The following is a 16480-nucleotide window of genomic DNA, read 5'->3' as shown; positions in this document are numbered from 1 at the left end:
ACCAAGTATACATAAGGACAGAATATGAAACATCTCTACTTATTGTTAGCCATTGTGGGTGCGGTAGTTCCTTACCTGTTTTTCTTTGAGTTTTTTAATCTACACGGAATAAGCTTAACGCTGTTTGTTAGTGCCTTATTTGCCAATGGCGCCGCTGCGGGCTTCAGTGCCGACTTGCTAATTAGCTCATTAGTGTTTTGGCTATTCATGTTTAAAAACCAACAAGCTCACTCACCCAAGCCCTACTTGTTCATTGTACTGAACCTCACCATTGGCTTAAGTTGTGCGCTACCTGCTTACTTATATGCAAAAACTAAAGCCGACAGTTTGCTTTAGCAAGCAAGATTTAAGCTTATTCAAAGTGCTTCAATCAAAAGTAAATGCGAACAAAAAAGCCTTATCCTGGGTTGGTTAACACCAGGACAAGGCTATATGCAAAAAATGTAAAAAGGGAGTCACGACCCAGTGTAGGACGCTGACTAAAAAGCGGTTTACCCTTAACTAAACTTGGTGATTACCATCTCATGCGCTAGTACCTTTTATTCAAAGGCTTCCCATGCTGTAGTCCCTTCAACTTGCCAAATGAGTTTTACCAACTCAGGGTGGTCAATTAATGGGTTTCGATTACCTTGGTAACGTTGTGCAGCGTCGTTACGATCTTGTTCTTTTTGACTAACAGGATCGTTAAGGTGCCACTCCATTAAGGTGCGTAACTGCCAAGTTTTAAACACTTTATCGTTACTTCCATCAAGAATACGGCTTACCGATACGTTGCTGTTAGATACATCTATCCAATTAGACACCTTATCTTCATAACGAATAGCCAAATACAACAACGCACGAGCAATATCACCTTTAAACTCGTTAATAGGCTCAAATACGAAATAATTTTGGTTACCTCGTTCTGGGTGCCCATAACCATATTCGGTACCATTTTTCCCCTTCCATTGGCTATCGTAAGGGCTAACAAAACCAAAGGGTTTAGCATTATTACTATCGGTACGGTGTAACGACCCAATACTGCTGTCTACACCAAAAATATGGTGAATATCACGATCCATCGGATAACGATTGCTGCTGCCTAGCAACTCTGTACGGAACATGCGGGCATAGCTGTAACAAACGCCTTCTTCATCGGGATATGAACCACTTTCACAAACATCAACAATGGGCAGGTAATTATAAGGGTCCTGGCCAGTAGGGTTTTCTGAAAATATATCGACAATGTCCACACCTTGCTTATCATCGAAGTATACGTCCAAGTCATTTTCAGCAATAAAGTCATTGATTAAGCTAGTGCTTTGAATTGTGTGGTTGGAAGAACTTATCTGATGCAGCGCTGTTTTTAGTTCGTAGCCACGTAAACCTTCGGCGGCCTGATACTCAGACCGTAAGTTTGTGGCAGTGTGACCCGAGTAGTTAGCAACGTCAAAACGAGAAATGTATTCGTCAACAAACAGTTCGCCGTTTTCGTCAAACTCCTCGACGTTAGCAATTACCTCTCCATCAAGCTTTAGCGTCACTCGCCCTGCACCATGAGTACAACAAATCCCATCATTACCGGTATCGGTTAGCACAAAACGATAACTATTCGGTTGTAGAGCAATCACTTCTTCATAATAGGTTTCGTTGTCATAGTCTTGGCTTTGACGAATTTTATTCGCGTCGGCATCATACAAAGCCCAAGATAACTCACCCGCAGCTCTGTCGGTCATCACTTCAATCACCAACATGGTATTGTCGTATTCATGCTCCTTTGCACACCCAACAGCAAGTAAACATAACGCCATGGCAGCATAGGTATTTTTAAGTCTCATAAGGTTTTCCTTTTATCCCTAAGCCTGACGGCGGCGAATAAAGCCCACCATTACTAACATCATCATTAAGTAACCCGCCGCGCTACCGCCATGCGTTTTATCTTGCTCATTCACCAGTATTGAACGCTCACTGATTAGGCTGTCGTTGTGAAAGTAAGATACAAGGTTTTCTCCATACCCAACGTTGATTAACGGCATAGAAACCCACCCTCGCTGAATATCACTGCTATTCAATACGCGAATTTGACTGCGTGAGTAAGTAGACACGTCATATTGATTTCTATCTGAAATAATCGTTTGAATGGTTTCCCCTATTTGTAGGCTCGTTACACCTAACTGGGTTAAATCCACAACGGCAGTAAAGGTATCACCCTGCTTAGGATGGTTTTCACTTGGCATGTCCTTAGGCACGGTAGGTAAGTCGATAGACTCTCCTAACTCATGCTTATCTAAAAACGCTAAGGTTAAAATGGCAGGATCATGGTCAGACGACCGGTAAGGGTCTCGATATTTGGGAAACTCCCCGGTATACGCCGTTGAGTACTCAAACAAAGTGGATTCACGAGAATTAATATTCCATTCCGTTGCATCTATAACATGCGGAACAAGGCTTGGTGAAATTAAGGTGTAATCTAAATTACCAACGGTATCGCCATAAGCGTAACTAAAACCATCAGGGTGCAGTTGGCCAATAATGTCAACGTAGTTGTAGCGATCACTGAGCACTGCGCCTCCATTGCCGTGCAACTCATTGCCATTTACGTAAGTATTGCGTGCCGCTTTAAGCGGATAACCAGAGGGCGCAGTATTAGTTAACAGCATTATGGCGTCTTCTTTGGCATAAGAATTTAAATCACCAAGAATGATTTTGTGCCCCTCTAACTCCGCTAAAGTCTCGCCTAAATGATAAGCAGCAGAAACGCGAAAATTCTCACAATAACCTTGCGCATCTATATCGGTTAGTTCACCGGTTTCTTGGTCGTAATCTTCCCAACATTCTGATCCTTTCGATTTAAAATGATTGGTAGACAAAATTAGCCGCTCACCACTGCCATTTACTGTAAAGGTACCCGTCATTGAAGCACGCTGAAATGCAGAGCTAGCTTCAACACCTGTTGGCCAATAGCGAGGATGAACATGCTGCTCAGGCATATTAATAATCTTTACGCTTTCGAGACTCACTACCGAAGGACGGTAGATAATTTTGGTACTAATGGCGTCACTGCCCACAATTTTTGAGTCAGAGTGGCGCATAACCGCATAGTGCTTCTCACGTGGCAGTTCTGCGTTCAGTAATTGAGTAATGGTAACGATTGATGACATGGCGTCGTAACCGTTATTTTCTACTTCTAAAAAGCTAAAAATATCGGCGTCAATGGCTAACATAGCGCTTGCTAACTTGGCTCCCTGAGTTTCAAGGTCGGCAAATTTCTCTGCTCCTCGATTTTGCTCTAAAGGGTTATTAGCGCCACCAAAAGGAGACGTAAAGAAGTTTAAAACGTTAAAAGCACCAATTTTAACATCTGCTTCTTTCACATCAGGACGCGCCGTTCGTTCAATTCCGCTATGGTTGAAAAAACTGGCGTCGGCGGTATTTGTTACAAACAAGCGATACTCATCGTATGAGTAATTAACAATCCCTTCCATGCCATCTATCGTGGCGCCAACACGAATATAATCAGCAGTAGTTCCCGTTCCGTCATCTTTACCAAAGTTGGGATACCACGGTAAAACACCATTTTCCGCTTTATCTTCTGACTCAATAATCACCCTACGCATTTTATTTGCCTGCGCAGCGGCAATCGCTTCGTCTGAACCTGGCACATTTTTTTGATTAGGATGATAGTTGAGAGTACCGTGAGAGGCGGTCATATTATTGCGGAAATCACTGTAGTCAAAACCAAACGTACGCGCGACTTTCATGTGTGATAGCTCATCAAAGCGCACTAGCATGTTCTCGTAACGCTCTAGCGTAATCTCAAAGTTATCTTGCTCTGATACCCCATCAACAACACAATCTTTAACCTGTAACGGGGTAGGCTCAATAACGCTGGTTACGCCGGTCTTTACAACACCTTGTACACTGGTTAATTGAGACAAGCCATAGTATTCCTGAACCTTGGCATAAACATACACCTCATCCCCTACATTCAGATCTAATCCATAAGGATTTTGATAAACAAATATTCCACTAGATGCACAACTGCTTTCATCAACTTGAGGATCCTGAATGTAAAAACCCCGTGTCATCACCCCATTTGAGGCCTTAAGGTAAGTAATAACACCCTGTACTTTAAACACTTCATCTGAGTAAAATTTATTGTTATCTGGATCGGTAAATGGCGAATGAGGCCCCTCTCCTTGCAAGGTGGCAATGGTGGCTTCTTGGTCAAAAGCGGGCTCTTCTGCCGCTAGGCTTTGCGCAGTAAACAACATTGTTTCGGTTGTTTTTTGTGATGACTCCGCCCCTGCATTAGCGGCCTGCGGGCTAAACACCTCTGCATTTGCTGTTAGTGCAAACAGCGCTAACGATACAGCAGAGTATTTATAAATATCCATATGTGTAACCTTTAATATAAGTATTGCTACAAGCTGTGCTTACCATTGCTAATAGTTTGGTATTTACGACACCTCTATTAAGCTTCGGCAATAGTAAACACAGGGTAGTTGTCTATATTTTCTGCATTCATTACAGGCACACCAAAAAAAATCACACAAGCTAACTAAGTCACTTTTATTATTTATGTAAAATAAAAATAAAATACCATAAGTATATAAGCGTAATTAGATGGGTTTAATATAAACAACATTCTTAATCTAGTAGAAAAACCCTTCATGTAATGTCATTTAATTTTTGAACATAAACTATACACAGGAGAAAAATCAGGCAATGATTAAAAACATACCAAACATTGCCTAAACACTCGTGGTTAGTAGCTTATATTTCAAAAAACATCATGATTAGTGAACAACTAGAAGCTGTAATAAAGCTTGGCATAACTGAATGTTCCATCTTCGCCACCGCTTGTTACTTCCGCTGCAAGACGTACATTAGGGCGATAATGATAGTTCACACCTACGGTGAACCAATCTTCGTTAACCTGCTCTTCTTCGTAATACTTATATTCTTCGTCAAAGCTAATATTAGAATACGTTACAACGGCTTCTACAGTACTTGTAATTTGATAAGAAGCGGATAAAACAGCAATAATATTATCTTGAGATAAGTAACCATTCTCCTCTTGTCGGTCTTCAACGGAAACTAAACCACCAAAGCCCCAATCACCGAGGAAATAAGTGCCGTGTAGAGAATATATTTCGCCGTATTCTTTTGCTGTTTCACCACCAAATAGTAATGACCAGTTGTTAGCAAAGTAACCCACATAACCATTAAATACCGCGCCTTCGCGAGAGTCTGTTAGGTATTCATCCCAGCCTCTCAATGAGTAAGACATACCCATCTGTACGTTGTTGTAACTTCCTTGATATTTAATCGTATTATCTTGGTCGCCAGCCTCTTTTACTTCGCGTGCGCTATCTACAGAGAAATCACCGTGAGAGTCAACATCATCATAAGCGGTATCGTTTCTACCAAATTCTACAAAGTGCTCTGGCAAAAACTCCCAGCCAACATAAACCTTATCCAAAACAGTTTGAAATTCATTGTCTTGAGTCCAAGTCATGCGTTCAAAATCGATATCCAGTACACCGTACACATCCCCAGTTCTGCCTTCAAAACTAATATCGGCAAAAGTGTCATCGGCGTAGCCTTGATACCAAGTCCACTCTTCTCCAAGGTCATTGTGAGACTTGCCAAACCAACCGCCTACTTCTATGCGGCCATTCAGTTTTACGTAATCGCCCTCAGCCGTTTCATACAAAGTAATGGCTGATACAGAAGTGGTTAAACCCATTCCCAATAAAGCTGCAATAGAAAATGCAATTGCATTCCTTTTCATTTAAATCCCTTTGATTCATTTTAATATAAAAAGATAAGATGTAAAAAGCGCCCTTAAATAAACTTCTCACAAACAAACCATTAACAAGTGAACATTAAAGCACCGCTTCAATAGTATTGAAGCCAAACACCCGGCGAATATATTCAAACAGCTCAAACGAATCAATAACTTAAGAAGCCAAAATATAAAACAAACAAAAACATAAAGAGCAATAAAAATAAATAAATCATCCCCTTACGAATAAGCATTCACCTAAAAGCCTTAGAAGACAATAAAGATTCAACTAAATAACATTTTCACACAAACCATCTAAAAATTAAAATCTTAGACAAACAAGATAAAGATCAAATAAACACCAGCTAAAAAATCAAACCATTTATTTAAATAAAAAATGGTATTAAAATAACAAAAAGCGGGTGCAGATTAAAAAACGTTCGAAAAACAAAATATTCATACATTATTGTTTTAAATCATCACGGCTACACATTGAAATAAGCTTTAGATATACAAGGACATATAAATGAAAGGATTTCTTACGTTATCAATAAAGAACCGTATGATAACAACGATGCTTTTAGCCATTATTGCTTCCACTGCTATTGTCGCTTACGTTGGACAATCAACATCAAGAAACCTTATGGTAACCCGCCTGGAACAATTGGACTTACCTAATCTTGTTCAGAAAATAAGAAACTCTATAGACAGCGAAATAGTTTCGATGGAAATGATCGCTCGCTCTATTTCCCATAACCCAATGATTATTGGTTGGCTTGAGCAAGGCGAAAGCGCGCAAGGCGAACAACTGTTAACTCAATATTTAAATGGCATTGCCAAAGACAATCAATTTAGCAATACGTCTTTTGCAGATAAGAAAACAGATAAATTTTGGAACCAAGATGGGTTTCTTCGAGTAATGAACTTACCGCGTGATGGTTGGTTTCAACGATTAAAAAATAGCGGTGTGGCTGTAGGCTCAAGTGTCTATAAAGGCAGTAATGGAAAAACCGATGTATACATCAATTACCAACAGCCTAATGGCCGAGGACTTGCTGGAGTATCTAAGTCCTTTGATACCATGATTAATACCTTAAACGAATACACCATTGAGAAAACAGGCTTTGTCTATCTGGTTGATCATGAAGGTTTCACTAAAGTGCATAAGCAATATGCATTTAACGATAATCAAAAAGTGGCCGATTTCTATAAGGGCTATGATACTCAATCGCTATTTACAAAACGAGACTTCTCATTTATTCATACCGACAAATACATTATTGCATCTAGTTATATACAAAGCTTAGATTGGTACGTTGTTGCAGAAGTGCCCAAGAGTGAGCTTTACGCTGGATTAAATGAAGCTAGAACGCACATTATTATCGTTTTAATCATTATTATTGGCGCTTTCATTGCTGTTTGTACCATTCTCGCCAATAGCTTAATTAAACCAATAGAAAAGATGTCGCAAACGTTTCAAGAGCTAGGTGAAGATAACGGAGATTTAACTTCTCGAATCGAGGAAGGGAACATACGAGAAATTGCCAGTTTAGCCTCTGGATTTAATAACTTCGTCAAAAATGTGCAAACGGTTGTACAAGATGTGTCCTTAACATCCACCAAAGTTAAAGCGGCTTCTGGAAACGTAAACAACGACGCAAAAGAATCAAAGATAGCGTTAGATAAACAGCGTAAAGAAGCGAATCAAGTCTCGGTGGCCATGAATGAAATGAGCTCAACCATTACCGATATTGCCCAAAACGCTAGCGTTGCTGCGCAAGCTACTAATGAAGCCACCGATAAAATGGCCGGCGCACAAATAGTGGTGAATAAATCCTCAGAAACCATTGACGTAATGTCTAAAGAAATGGAACAGGTTTACGCTAGCATCGATAACTTAGAAAAGCAGAGTATTGCTATTGTTAAGGTAGTAGAGGTTATACAAGGAATATCAGAACAAACCAATTTGCTCGCGTTAAATGCCGCCATTGAGGCCGCAAGAGCTGGACAACAAGGCCGTGGGTTTGCCGTGGTTGCTGACGAGGTTCGTAACCTTGCTCAACGCACCAATCAATCTACAGTAGAAATAAATCAAATGATTATTGATTTACAAAACGGCGCTAAAGATGCCGTTAATTCAGTTCATCGAAGCCGCGAACACGCAAAGTTAAGCGTAGAGGCCGCTAGCCAAACCAGTGCGCAACTAAGCCAAGTAGTAGACAGAGTGAAGCACATCTCTGATCTCAATACCCAAATCGCAACAGCGACTGAACAGCAATCAATCGTGATTAACGAAATAAACACTCATGTTGTCAATATCAACGATAGCAGCCAACGCAGCTTATTGGCCTCACAGAATATCGAAACCTCTAGTGATCAACTCAAATCAATGGCATTAGATTTGGATGCGCTTGTTGGCCATTTTAAATGCGTAAGTTCTGATTAAATCTGACACCACTCAGCAACATAGAAAGTTGCCAATGTGAAGCAATGTAGAGCCCTCGCCAGAGGGCTTTGTTATTGATGCCAGTACTTGCCCCCGATTGATTGGGTAGCATCATCGCTATAGCACTGCGATCTATAGGCTTTTTGGCCTCAACACCCTCAGCCAATTTATCTACGGTGGTATTTTCAGAGTGGATATCAGCGCGTTGTAGGCAGCGTTTATTTAAATGCACTGACTTAAGGCCAAACAAAGCCCCCTTTATAATCTGGAGCAGTTTTAGTTAGATGAAGGCGAATTGAAATTGGAACAAGAATAGGAGTAAGACGACAAAAGCGAGTACAGTGCAAGGGGCTCGTTTTTGTGACTAATGCTCTACCCAGTTACCAGTTACAGAAGCTCCCGGAAATACTCCTGATGACCTACTTTCCCCTTCACTTTCTTACTTTTTGGCGGGGAAAAAACTGCGATTATTTACCCATAATTTTTGACTCATTCTTTCCACAGGCTTTTTCATTAACTGATATTTATATTGACATTTTAATCAAATAATAACCTAGATGGCTGATATAAAAAAGAAAAGGTGATAGCCTTGCTGTTACAAAATATATGAAAAGAGTCCGCCCCTTTGTTTAAACAAGGCACTTTTCCTCTTAATAGACTGTTAGAGCTATAAGACAATGATAGAAAAGCCGGAACTTCTTAGCGTGGTGACAAAAACCGATGGGGATGTAATCTACATTCATGCGGATTTAAGTGGCCTAAAGCGATTAAGAGGCTCTATTGACTCAATGATCACCGAGTTGGAATCTGGTGTTTGTGATCACGACCATCTTCATACTGAAGATTGGGCGGGATATGAACTTACAAACACAATGCTAGAATCCGAGAGAATTAATGGGTGTACTCAAGTTCATCATGTAAAGCTATATGCATGGACCTAAGAGTGGAAAACTAAGCATGAGCTTTAGAAGCTCTGACAAGCGAACCCAGCCACGCGCTAATGCGCCGGCTGAGTAGAACGTTTACTCACTCAATACTGGAGATTAGCCGATATGAAAATCGCACTATTTCTATTTACTATTTGTCTAATCGGCGATTGTTATGCGAGCCAAATATATAAATGTAATGTAGCAGGAAAAGTTGTGTTTACGGATAAAAAATGCGACGGAGAAATCGTAAATCTTAAGGCTAATAACAGTAACTCTTCTGAGGAAGTTAAAGGTCTCTATAATGACTCTAAATGGTATCGTAATTACCCAGGTTATATAGAAGCACTAGAGCTTAGTGAACGAATTAATGTACCCGTTTTATTATATTTTCAAGCAGATTGGTGCGGTTACTGTCGGCTGTTGGAAAAGGAGTTATTATCAACATATAGAGGGAAAACCTCTTTGAAGCGCATAATTAAGGTAAATATATCCCCCGAAGCCGGGGATGACGAAAGTTTATTATTCGAATCTTTGGGTGGTAAAGGATACCCAACAGTCTTAATACAAAACCAATTCGACAAGCCTCCCACCTGGCTAACGTTTATGGAGAAAATCAATGGGAAATGGAAGACAAAGTCAGCCAACTATTTGGATACCATCATTGATTCATCTATCAAAAGCATCCAATGAATAGAGATATACATGCTAGTCAGTTGAGTTGCCTACCACTGTTCTAGTCAATAGCCTAATAAGTGGCTTGAAGTGGTGAGGGCTAATAAGCCTGACTTAAACGCCAAGCATTTCCTACTCGCAGGCTCTATAACCTTTATTCTTTTTGTGTGTAAATCACTTAGCAACTAAGCTGAAGGGAATCAGGGATCAATAATATAGGCTCTAAATGAACCTCAATTCTCAACGAGGCATCACCGCCTCTTCAGCCATCATGTTCACTACCCTTTTATCTATGTCGCCAGTAACGTCAGCCAATGGTATTAACAACTACAGCGGTTCTGGCAGCATTACCCAAGGCCTTGCTAAAACCCTTGAGTCGAATATTTTTGAGTGTAAAAACGGCCGCAGCCGTGTTGCAGGTATAGGAGAAATTACCGACTCCAACGGCCAAGTATGGACGGTGCCAGCAAACAACAACTTTGCTTCTGGGCCTAAGGCTGTCGATTTGTATGAAGAGTGTGCAGGAGTTACTCATAAAAGTATCGCTGATGTCGATGAGACATCTGTCCCTCTTGTAATTGTCGACCCTGAGGGAGACGAAATAACCGGCTATATTTTTGCAGACAATTACTTTGAGCTGTATATCAATGGTGTGCTCATTGCCGTGGATAGCGTGCCATTTACGCCTTTCAATTCAAGTGTCGTGAGATTTAAAGCCAGCAAACCCTATAGCATTGCGGTAAAAGTCATTGATTGGGAAGAAAACCTAGGGCTGGGTTCAGAGGATAACCGCGGTAAGGCTTTTCACCCTGGCGACGGAGGCTTTATTGCCAGCTTTAGCGACGGAACGGTTACCAATAGCGATTGGCAAGCGCAAACATTCTATACCTCGCCGATATATGATCTTACTTGCCTACAGGAAATTAAAGGTCGACGCTTATCAGAAAACTGTAGCACTCAAGGCACCGATGATGGGAAAGATGCTTATGCGGTGCACTGGCCTACACCACAAGATTGGATGGCAAAAGGCTTTGACGCGCAGTCTTGGCCTCGGGCGACTTTATATACTGAAGATGAAATAGGCGTGAACAATAAAAAAGCCTACATGAACTTTATTGAGAAATTTAGTGGTGCCGGGGCCAGCTTTATATGGTCAACAAACGTTGTACTAGATAACAAGGTGCTATTGAGATACCAAGTAAAATAGATTGTTTACTTTGGTTAACGCTAGTGAGTCTTTAAAGTCGGATAAAGCCAATTTTGGCGTGGGTGTATTTAAGGGTAGTTATTCAATAGTTGAGATAGCGGATCACCAATTGAAGTAAGCGTTTAGTATCCGCTCCAAAGCCCTGCGTTACTGGGTTTGTCATTTTTGTAAATACCTCGATTTAAAAATATGTACCGCTATCTGTACCAGATTTCGGTAGCAGTAAGTTAACGTTACTAAATAGATGGGGGTTAAAGTCTTAGCTTCAAGTATGAAACGCCATCTATTGATAAAAAATTTAAGTCGCTTTATACTTGTACGTAAATAAGTACAACTAAATGATTGTACAGCTAGGTAGAACTTTAAAAAGAGGTGTCAATAATGAAGGCTTATTCTTATTCAGAGGCGCGAGCCAATCTTAAGAGTATGCTGGATTCGGTGACTAATGATTGTGATCAAGCGCTTATACATAGGCGTGAAGGTGACGACGTAGTGGTAATGTCAGTTAGTGAATTTAACAGCTGGCAAGAAACACTACATTTATTATCCAATCCAGCGAATGCCATACACTTAAACGATTCAATAGCGCAGCTTAAAGCTGGCGAAGCTAAAGAGCGTGAATTGATGAAAGTATAGGTTGTTAATCGATGCCGAAACGCACTATTAATTTTACAGATATTGCATGGAAGGATTACAAGGGTTGGCAAACGGAAAACGCCAAAATAGTTAAGCAAATAAACAAGCTTATTGAAGCGATACAGCGAGAACCATTTAAAGGCATTGGAAAGCCTGAACCACTTAAAGGAAATCTGAGCGGATTTTGGTCTAGACGAATAACTAGCGCCGATAGAATCGTTTATCAGATTACAGATAGCCAAATAAATATTGTCAGCTGTCGTTATCACTATAGTAAGTAATTAAACCCTGCTCTATGCGGGGCTTTTGTTTCTAATCGTAATCAGCAAAGCGTCCTTGCGCTCGCAAGTGTTCTGACATCTTATCGAGATATATACCGTTGAGCGTTTTACTGCTAGACCGCGCTCTGGCTTTCAAACTGGCCTCAATATTCTTGCTGCCAATACCAAACTCAGGTTTTTTATCATTAAAGTGGTCGATAGAATCAAGCGTTGCATCGAGTAGCTTTTCATCGTCTAACCAGACTGCTTTTTCAATATTACCAAGCAATGTTTTGCGGCGGTCGGGGATTCGCTTCTCATGGTTATTGATAACAGACATAGTGGCTAAGGACTAGGCGATGCGAAAATCGCCTCCCCCCTACTCAGCCGCTCTTTCGCTTGCCAATTGGCACAACCTTATAAGTCTACGCACACTTTCTAATGCTAGTGGCTTAAAGCCAAATGAAGGACCCATTCAAATAAGGCCGCCGCTAGTAAGTACTGTTTAAACTTCATACAACTTAACTCGACATTGGTCACACTTTTCTTTATAGTGCGCCCCCTTATACGCTTGTCTTTGCGTGCTTGCTTAACAGCCTTATTTATCTAATCGGGATTACCTTTTGATTTCTACCGCAAACATCACCATGCAGTTTGGCGCTACGCCTTTGTTCGAAAACATCTCAGCTAAGTTTGGTAACGGTAATCGTTATGGCTTAATTGGCGCTAACGGTTGCGGTAAATCAACCTTTATGAAGATTCTAAGTGGTGAATTGGTGCCAAGCTCTGGCAACGTATCTATCACGCCTGGTGAAACAGTAGGTACCCTAAGCCAAGACCAGTTTGCCTTTGAAGAATACACCGTGGTTGATACGGTAATTATGGGTGATGCAGCACTGTGGAAAGTAAAACAAGAGCGTGACCGCATTTACTCGCTGCCAGAGATGTCTGAAGAAGACGGCATGAAAGTAGCCAACCTTGAAACAGAGTTCGCCGAAATGGACGGCTACAGTGCCGAAAGCCGCGCTGGCGAGATTTTACTAGAAGCCGGTATTGCCGAAGAGTTTCATTACGGTTTAATGGCTCAAGTGGCTCCCGGCTGGAAACTACGCGTATTGTTAGCTCAAGCCTTGTTTGCCAACCCAGACATTCTGCTACTCGACGAGCCCACCAACAACTTGGACATTCATACCATTGAATGGCTAGGCACGGTGCTTAACCAGCGTAAATGCACCATGATTATCATTTCGCACGACCGCCACTTTTTAAACTCGGTATGTACTCACATGGCTGATATTGATTACGGCGAGCTGCGTATTTACCCAGGTAACTACGAAAAATTCATTGAAGCGTCTTCGCTAATTAGAGAACAGCTACATACTGAAAACGCTAAAAAGAGTGCTGAAATAGACGAGCTACAAGCCTTTGTTAACCGCTTCTCGGCAAACGCCTCTAAAGCGAAACAGGCTACTTCTCGTGCTAAACGCATGGAAAAGATCACACTCGATGAAGTAAAAGCCTCTAGCCGCCGCAGCCCATCAATAAGCTTAAGCCAAGAGAAAAAGTTACATCGCCAAGCGCTAGTAACAGAAAACCTAAGCCATGGCTTTGAAGACGGCCAGCTATTTAAAAATGGCAACATCATTTTAGAAGCGGGCGCAAAGCTAGCGGTAATTGGTGAGAATGGTGCAGGCAAAACCACCTTTTTACGTTGTTTAATTGAGCAACTACCGGCTAATAGCGGCACTGTTAAGTGGTCTGAAAACGCTGAAGTAGGTTACTGCCCTCAAGATAGTACTAGTGACTTTGATAACGATCTGACTCTATTCGATTGGATGTCGCAATGGCGTAATGCCAAACACGACGACCTAATGGTACGTGGTTTACTAGGTCGTTTATTATTTACTGCCGACGACTTTAACAAAAAAGCAAAAGTATGTTCTGGTGGTGAAAAGAACCGCTTGTTGTTTGGCAAATTAATGCTGCAAAACCGCAACGTGCTGGTAATGGACGAACCGACCAACCACTTAGACATGGAAGCAATTGAAGCCCTAAACAGTGCATTAGAGCTCTACGACGGCACGCTTATTTTTGTCAGCCACGACCGCGAGTTTGTTTCATCACTAGCAACCCGCATTGTTGAAATTAAAGACCAACAGGTGGTGGACTTCCAAGGTACTTACGAAGAGTACTTGGCCAGCCAAGAACAACAGCTAAAAGTAGCTAACGGCTAAACTAAAACCTAATACATAAGCAAAAAAGCCACCCTCAACAAGGGTGGCTTTTGATAACGCTTCGTGGCCGAGTTATTAATGCAAACTCATTAAGCAATTACAATTCAATAGTAACTACTTCACCATCAACGCTTAGTTCTAAGGTATTACCCACCAACTTGTGAGAAACGTTTACGCTATCGCCGCTGTTTTTGTTAGGCACTAGCAGCGTAAGAATGTTGTGTTCTTTCGCGGCTTTAAACTCAACTTCTACATGGCGGTGTACTTCAAGATCTTTAAATTCGTATGGGTCTACTTCACCGAAACCTTCAACGTTTTTCACCGATAAGATCTTATCTGCACTTTCATTAATGAATTGAACGTTTAAGTTAGCTTTTTCACCTTGAATAGCAAAAGATTTGTCGGCGGTCTCTGTTGCATAAGTTGTATGCATTAACCACGTAAGATCTTTTTCCTCGGTTAGCGTTGCTTTGTCTTGCATGACAAACACTTTGCCCTTAACAAACCAAACCTTACGTTTGTAAGACTCAATTTCAGGCGTAAAGAACGTGTAAGAAGCGGTCGCGTCGCCTTCAACAAATTTCACATCAGATTCTGTATCATAATCAGTGATGTTACCACCCGCCTCGATACAGTATCGATCTTGGTGACCTTCAAACTTGGTGTTCTTGTTCTCGCCGTACTGGCCTTTACCACCAAACAGCGGCAAGTTTTTAGAGAAGGTATGACGACGCCACTTAGTATGCATGTCTACCCCAAAACCACCATAATAACCGGTTACCGAAGCAAGCGTTTCGCCAAAGGCATGTAATGTAAACGCGTTTTGGTCACCATGTGAGTGGCTGATAGAGCCAAACGGAGAACACTTAAATACCATATGAATGTGCTCTTCGCGCTCGCACATTTTATTGTGGAATGCAGCCCAACCGGTGATCGGGAATACTTTAAGTAGCGGGTCATTAGACGGCGCTTTTTCTTCTGGTGCATCCCAAAGGATATTGAAGCGAAGATCGTCATAACCAAAGTCCCACCAACCAAAGTTGTAGAATTTAGTATGTGCTTCAGTATCACGGCTTTTAAGTTGGTTGTAGTACCACACGTACTCTGGCTTTTGGTTAACACCCGCGTAATGCTTAATGTTGTAAGCCAGTTTAAGGCCTGGGTAATCACCAATAGATGATTGGTCACAAAAGCTAGCACGCTTAGAGTGAACAGGCATACAGTACAGTGGGAAATCGCCAGTGTTTTCGTAGAATGTTTTATTAAACATGTCTACGCCACAGTAGGCTTTTAATAGGTCAAATGCTTCGCCTAAGAAGGCTGTTTGAGTATTCCAGTAATCTGGACCTTCTGCCCAACCGCCATCTACACCGCCCCATGGTGGGTAATGCACTGCGTAGTACTCTAAAGCGTAGGCAATGTACTCACCGGCTTTTGGGTGATCGTGATAAAGCGCGATACAGGTAGGAATAATCGCAGAAGAGATTGAACGTACACCGTGGCTGTTTAGTGGGTTGTTCAGCAGATCAACCGTTACCTTTAAGTGGTGCATAATTTCGTCTAAGCGAACAATCAAGGCATCTTTTACAGTTTCACGCTCTTGGTCGGTAAAGTGACCATTTAACCAGTCGTAACCCCACGCCATGGCGGCCACAACACGGAATGCTGCTTCATCGTTGTAACCTCGCGACGTAACACCTTCTGGATCGTAGGTGGCCAGCTTTAAAGTCCATGCCTTGGCTTTTGCAATAAGCTCTTCGTCTTCACTTACGATACCCGCAATAGCGAGATTACGTGTGGCATTAAGCGCCATTTGGCAGTCAACGTACATTTGGCGCCAGTAAGGTCGCCAAAGAGAGGCTTTACCTACTGTTTCTTCAGGATAGGCTTGAGGCTCGTCAAATGGTGCTGTTTCATAGAACTTAACTGTCGAGTTTTTGATGAAATCATCGTACATACAAAATGATGGATCAGCTTTCACCTTGGCTTGAAATTCAGTAAGGTCTTTACCTTGAACAAGAAGGCGCGGTCGCGCTTCACTCAAGTTATCTAAAAACGATAAATCAAAATCGCGTTTTTGTACTTCGATAGGAAGTAGATCTACCAGGTTGCCAGCTGAAGTATCATTTTCTAACTTCATTTTTCTAATGGCATCAAGGGATTTTTGCTTGCTCATACTTGCTCTCTTATTCAATAAAAAGTGGAGAGGGATTCAATAAAAATAATTAATACTATTGTATTATTAATAAGGCGGAGTGTAAAACCTAGCACTTTATTTTTGGTCAAAAACGCGTGATCAATAGCAAATTTTCCACATGAATTTGTA

The 16480-nt window shown here is 41.4% G+C and carries 14 protein-coding genes; 8 read left to right on the top strand and 6 right to left on the bottom strand.

The features are described 5' to 3' along the window. Positions 1-24: 24 nt before the first annotated feature. Complete coding sequence (locus tag ACLD71_RS14390; protein WP_137675108.1) at positions 25-336, top strand: DUF2834 domain-containing protein; 312 nt, start codon at positions 25-27, stop codon at positions 334-336. Between the two features lie 203 nt (positions 337-539). On the opposite strand, the gene ACLD71_RS14385 is transcribed toward ACLD71_RS14390, so the two are convergent. From ACLD71_RS14385 to ACLD71_RS14375, 3 genes are all read right to left on the bottom strand, one after another. Next, entirely contained in the window at positions 540-1817 is a 1278-nt protein-coding gene (locus tag ACLD71_RS14385; RefSeq protein WP_137675109.1) for an endonuclease, read from the bottom strand. A gap of 18 nt (positions 1818-1835) precedes the next feature. Further along, complete coding sequence (locus tag ACLD71_RS14380; protein WP_411991118.1) at positions 1836-4376, bottom strand: ExeM/NucH family extracellular endonuclease; 2541 nt, start codon at positions 4374-4376, stop codon at positions 1836-1838. Positions 4377-4789: 413 nt separating this feature from the next. Then, positions 4790-5776 carry a hypothetical protein gene (locus tag ACLD71_RS14375; RefSeq protein WP_411991117.1) on the bottom strand — a complete coding sequence of 329 codons (987 nt, stop codon included), beginning with the start codon at positions 5774-5776 and terminating at the stop codon, positions 4790-4792. Positions 5777-6413: 637 nt separating this feature from the next. Between ACLD71_RS14375 and ACLD71_RS14370 the strand changes: the two genes are divergently transcribed. Beyond that, positions 6414-8216, top strand: coding sequence for a methyl-accepting chemotaxis protein (locus ACLD71_RS14370; RefSeq protein WP_411991116.1), 1803 nt, complete (start codon positions 6414-6416; stop codon positions 8214-8216). On the opposite strand, the gene ACLD71_RS14365 is transcribed toward ACLD71_RS14370, so the two are convergent. Beyond that, positions 8194-8466, bottom strand: coding sequence for a hypothetical protein (locus tag ACLD71_RS14365; RefSeq protein WP_411991115.1), 273 nt, complete (start codon positions 8464-8466; stop codon positions 8194-8196). The genes ACLD71_RS14370 and ACLD71_RS14365 overlap by 23 nt on opposite strands. A 427-nt stretch (positions 8467-8893) precedes the next feature. Between ACLD71_RS14365 and ACLD71_RS14360 the strand changes: the two genes are divergently transcribed. From ACLD71_RS14360 to ACLD71_RS14340, 5 genes are all read left to right on the top strand, one after another. Then, positions 8894-9157: an Imm32 family immunity protein gene (locus ACLD71_RS14360; RefSeq protein ID WP_411991114.1), complete on the top strand. Its 264-nt coding sequence runs from the start codon at positions 8894-8896 to the stop codon at positions 9155-9157. Positions 9158-9268: 111 nt separating this feature from the next. Next, positions 9269-9835, top strand: a complete 567-nt coding sequence (locus ACLD71_RS14355) for a thioredoxin family protein (RefSeq protein ID WP_411991113.1) — start codon at positions 9269-9271, stop codon at positions 9833-9835. 208 nt (positions 9836-10043) lie between these two features. Further along, complete coding sequence (locus ACLD71_RS14350; protein WP_411991112.1) at positions 10044-11024, top strand: hypothetical protein; 981 nt, start codon at positions 10044-10046, stop codon at positions 11022-11024. A 381-nt stretch (positions 11025-11405) separates the two neighbouring features. Beyond that, on the top strand, positions 11406-11660 hold the full coding sequence (locus tag ACLD71_RS14345; protein WP_137675117.1) for a type II toxin-antitoxin system Phd/YefM family antitoxin: 255 nt from the start codon (positions 11406-11408) through the stop codon (positions 11658-11660). An 11-nt stretch (positions 11661-11671) separates the two neighbouring features. Continuing rightward, on the top strand, positions 11672-11941 hold the full coding sequence (locus tag ACLD71_RS14340) for a Txe/YoeB family addiction module toxin (protein WP_137675118.1): 270 nt from the start codon (positions 11672-11674) through the stop codon (positions 11939-11941). 31 nt (positions 11942-11972) lie between these two features. Here ACLD71_RS14340 and ACLD71_RS14335 read toward each other — a convergent pair whose 3' ends face one another. Further along, complete coding sequence (locus ACLD71_RS14335) at positions 11973-12260, bottom strand: hypothetical protein (RefSeq protein WP_411991111.1); 288 nt, start codon at positions 12258-12260, stop codon at positions 11973-11975. 283 nt (positions 12261-12543) lie between these two features. Here ACLD71_RS14335 and ACLD71_RS14330 point away from each other — a divergent pair, with 283 nt between their 5' ends. Next, positions 12544-14154 carry an ABC-F family ATPase gene (locus tag ACLD71_RS14330; RefSeq protein WP_137675120.1) on the top strand — a complete coding sequence of 537 codons (1611 nt, stop codon included), beginning with the start codon at positions 12544-12546 and terminating at the stop codon, positions 14152-14154. Between the two features lie 97 nt (positions 14155-14251). Here the strand turns inward: ACLD71_RS14330 and ACLD71_RS14325 are convergent, their stop codons facing one another. After that, positions 14252-16330 (bottom strand): DUF4962 domain-containing protein, encoded by a 2079-nt coding sequence (locus ACLD71_RS14325; RefSeq protein WP_411991110.1) that lies wholly within the window; start codon positions 16328-16330, stop codon positions 14252-14254. Between the last annotated feature and the right edge of the window lie 150 nt (positions 16331-16480).

This window comes from Agarivorans sp. DSG3-1 (assembly GCF_046774965.1).
Classification (GTDB): Bacteria; Pseudomonadota; Gammaproteobacteria; order Enterobacterales; family Celerinatantimonadaceae; genus Agarivorans.
Note: the sequence above shows the minus strand (reverse complement) of the source record. Positions and strands in the feature narration are given on the sequence as shown.

Excerpts from the sequence above, each read along its gene's own strand:
- ACLD71_RS14390 (WP_137675108.1), top strand. The coding sequence starts at position 25 with ATGAAACATCTCTACTTATTGTTAGCCATTGTGGGTGCGGTAGTTCCT.
- ACLD71_RS14335 (WP_411991111.1), bottom strand. The coding sequence starts at position 12,260 with ATGTCTGTTATCAATAACCATGAGAAGCGAATCCCCGACCGCCGCAAA.
- ACLD71_RS14355 (WP_411991113.1), top strand. The coding sequence starts at position 9,269 with ATGAAAATCGCACTATTTCTATTTACTATTTGTCTAATCGGCGATTGT.
- ACLD71_RS14385 (WP_137675109.1), bottom strand. The coding sequence starts at position 1,817 with ATGAGACTTAAAAATACCTATGCTGCCATGGCGTTATGTTTACTTGCT.
- ACLD71_RS14340 (WP_137675118.1), top strand. The coding sequence starts at position 11,672 with ATGCCGAAACGCACTATTAATTTTACAGATATTGCATGGAAGGATTAC.
- ACLD71_RS14325 (WP_411991110.1), bottom strand. The coding sequence starts at position 16,330 with ATGAGCAAGCAAAAATCCCTTGATGCCATTAGAAAAATGAAGTTAGAA.
- ACLD71_RS14375 (WP_411991117.1), bottom strand. The coding sequence starts at position 5,776 with ATGAAAAGGAATGCAATTGCATTTTCTATTGCAGCTTTATTGGGAATG.
- ACLD71_RS14360 (WP_411991114.1), top strand. The coding sequence starts at position 8,894 with ATGATAGAAAAGCCGGAACTTCTTAGCGTGGTGACAAAAACCGATGGG.
- ACLD71_RS14370 (WP_411991116.1), top strand. The coding sequence starts at position 6,414 with ATGGTAACCCGCCTGGAACAATTGGACTTACCTAATCTTGTTCAGAAA.
- ACLD71_RS14350 (WP_411991112.1), top strand. The coding sequence starts at position 10,044 with ATGAACCTCAATTCTCAACGAGGCATCACCGCCTCTTCAGCCATCATG.
- ACLD71_RS14345 (WP_137675117.1), top strand. The coding sequence starts at position 11,406 with ATGAAGGCTTATTCTTATTCAGAGGCGCGAGCCAATCTTAAGAGTATG.
- ACLD71_RS14380 (WP_411991118.1), bottom strand. The coding sequence starts at position 4,376 with ATGGATATTTATAAATACTCTGCTGTATCGTTAGCGCTGTTTGCACTA.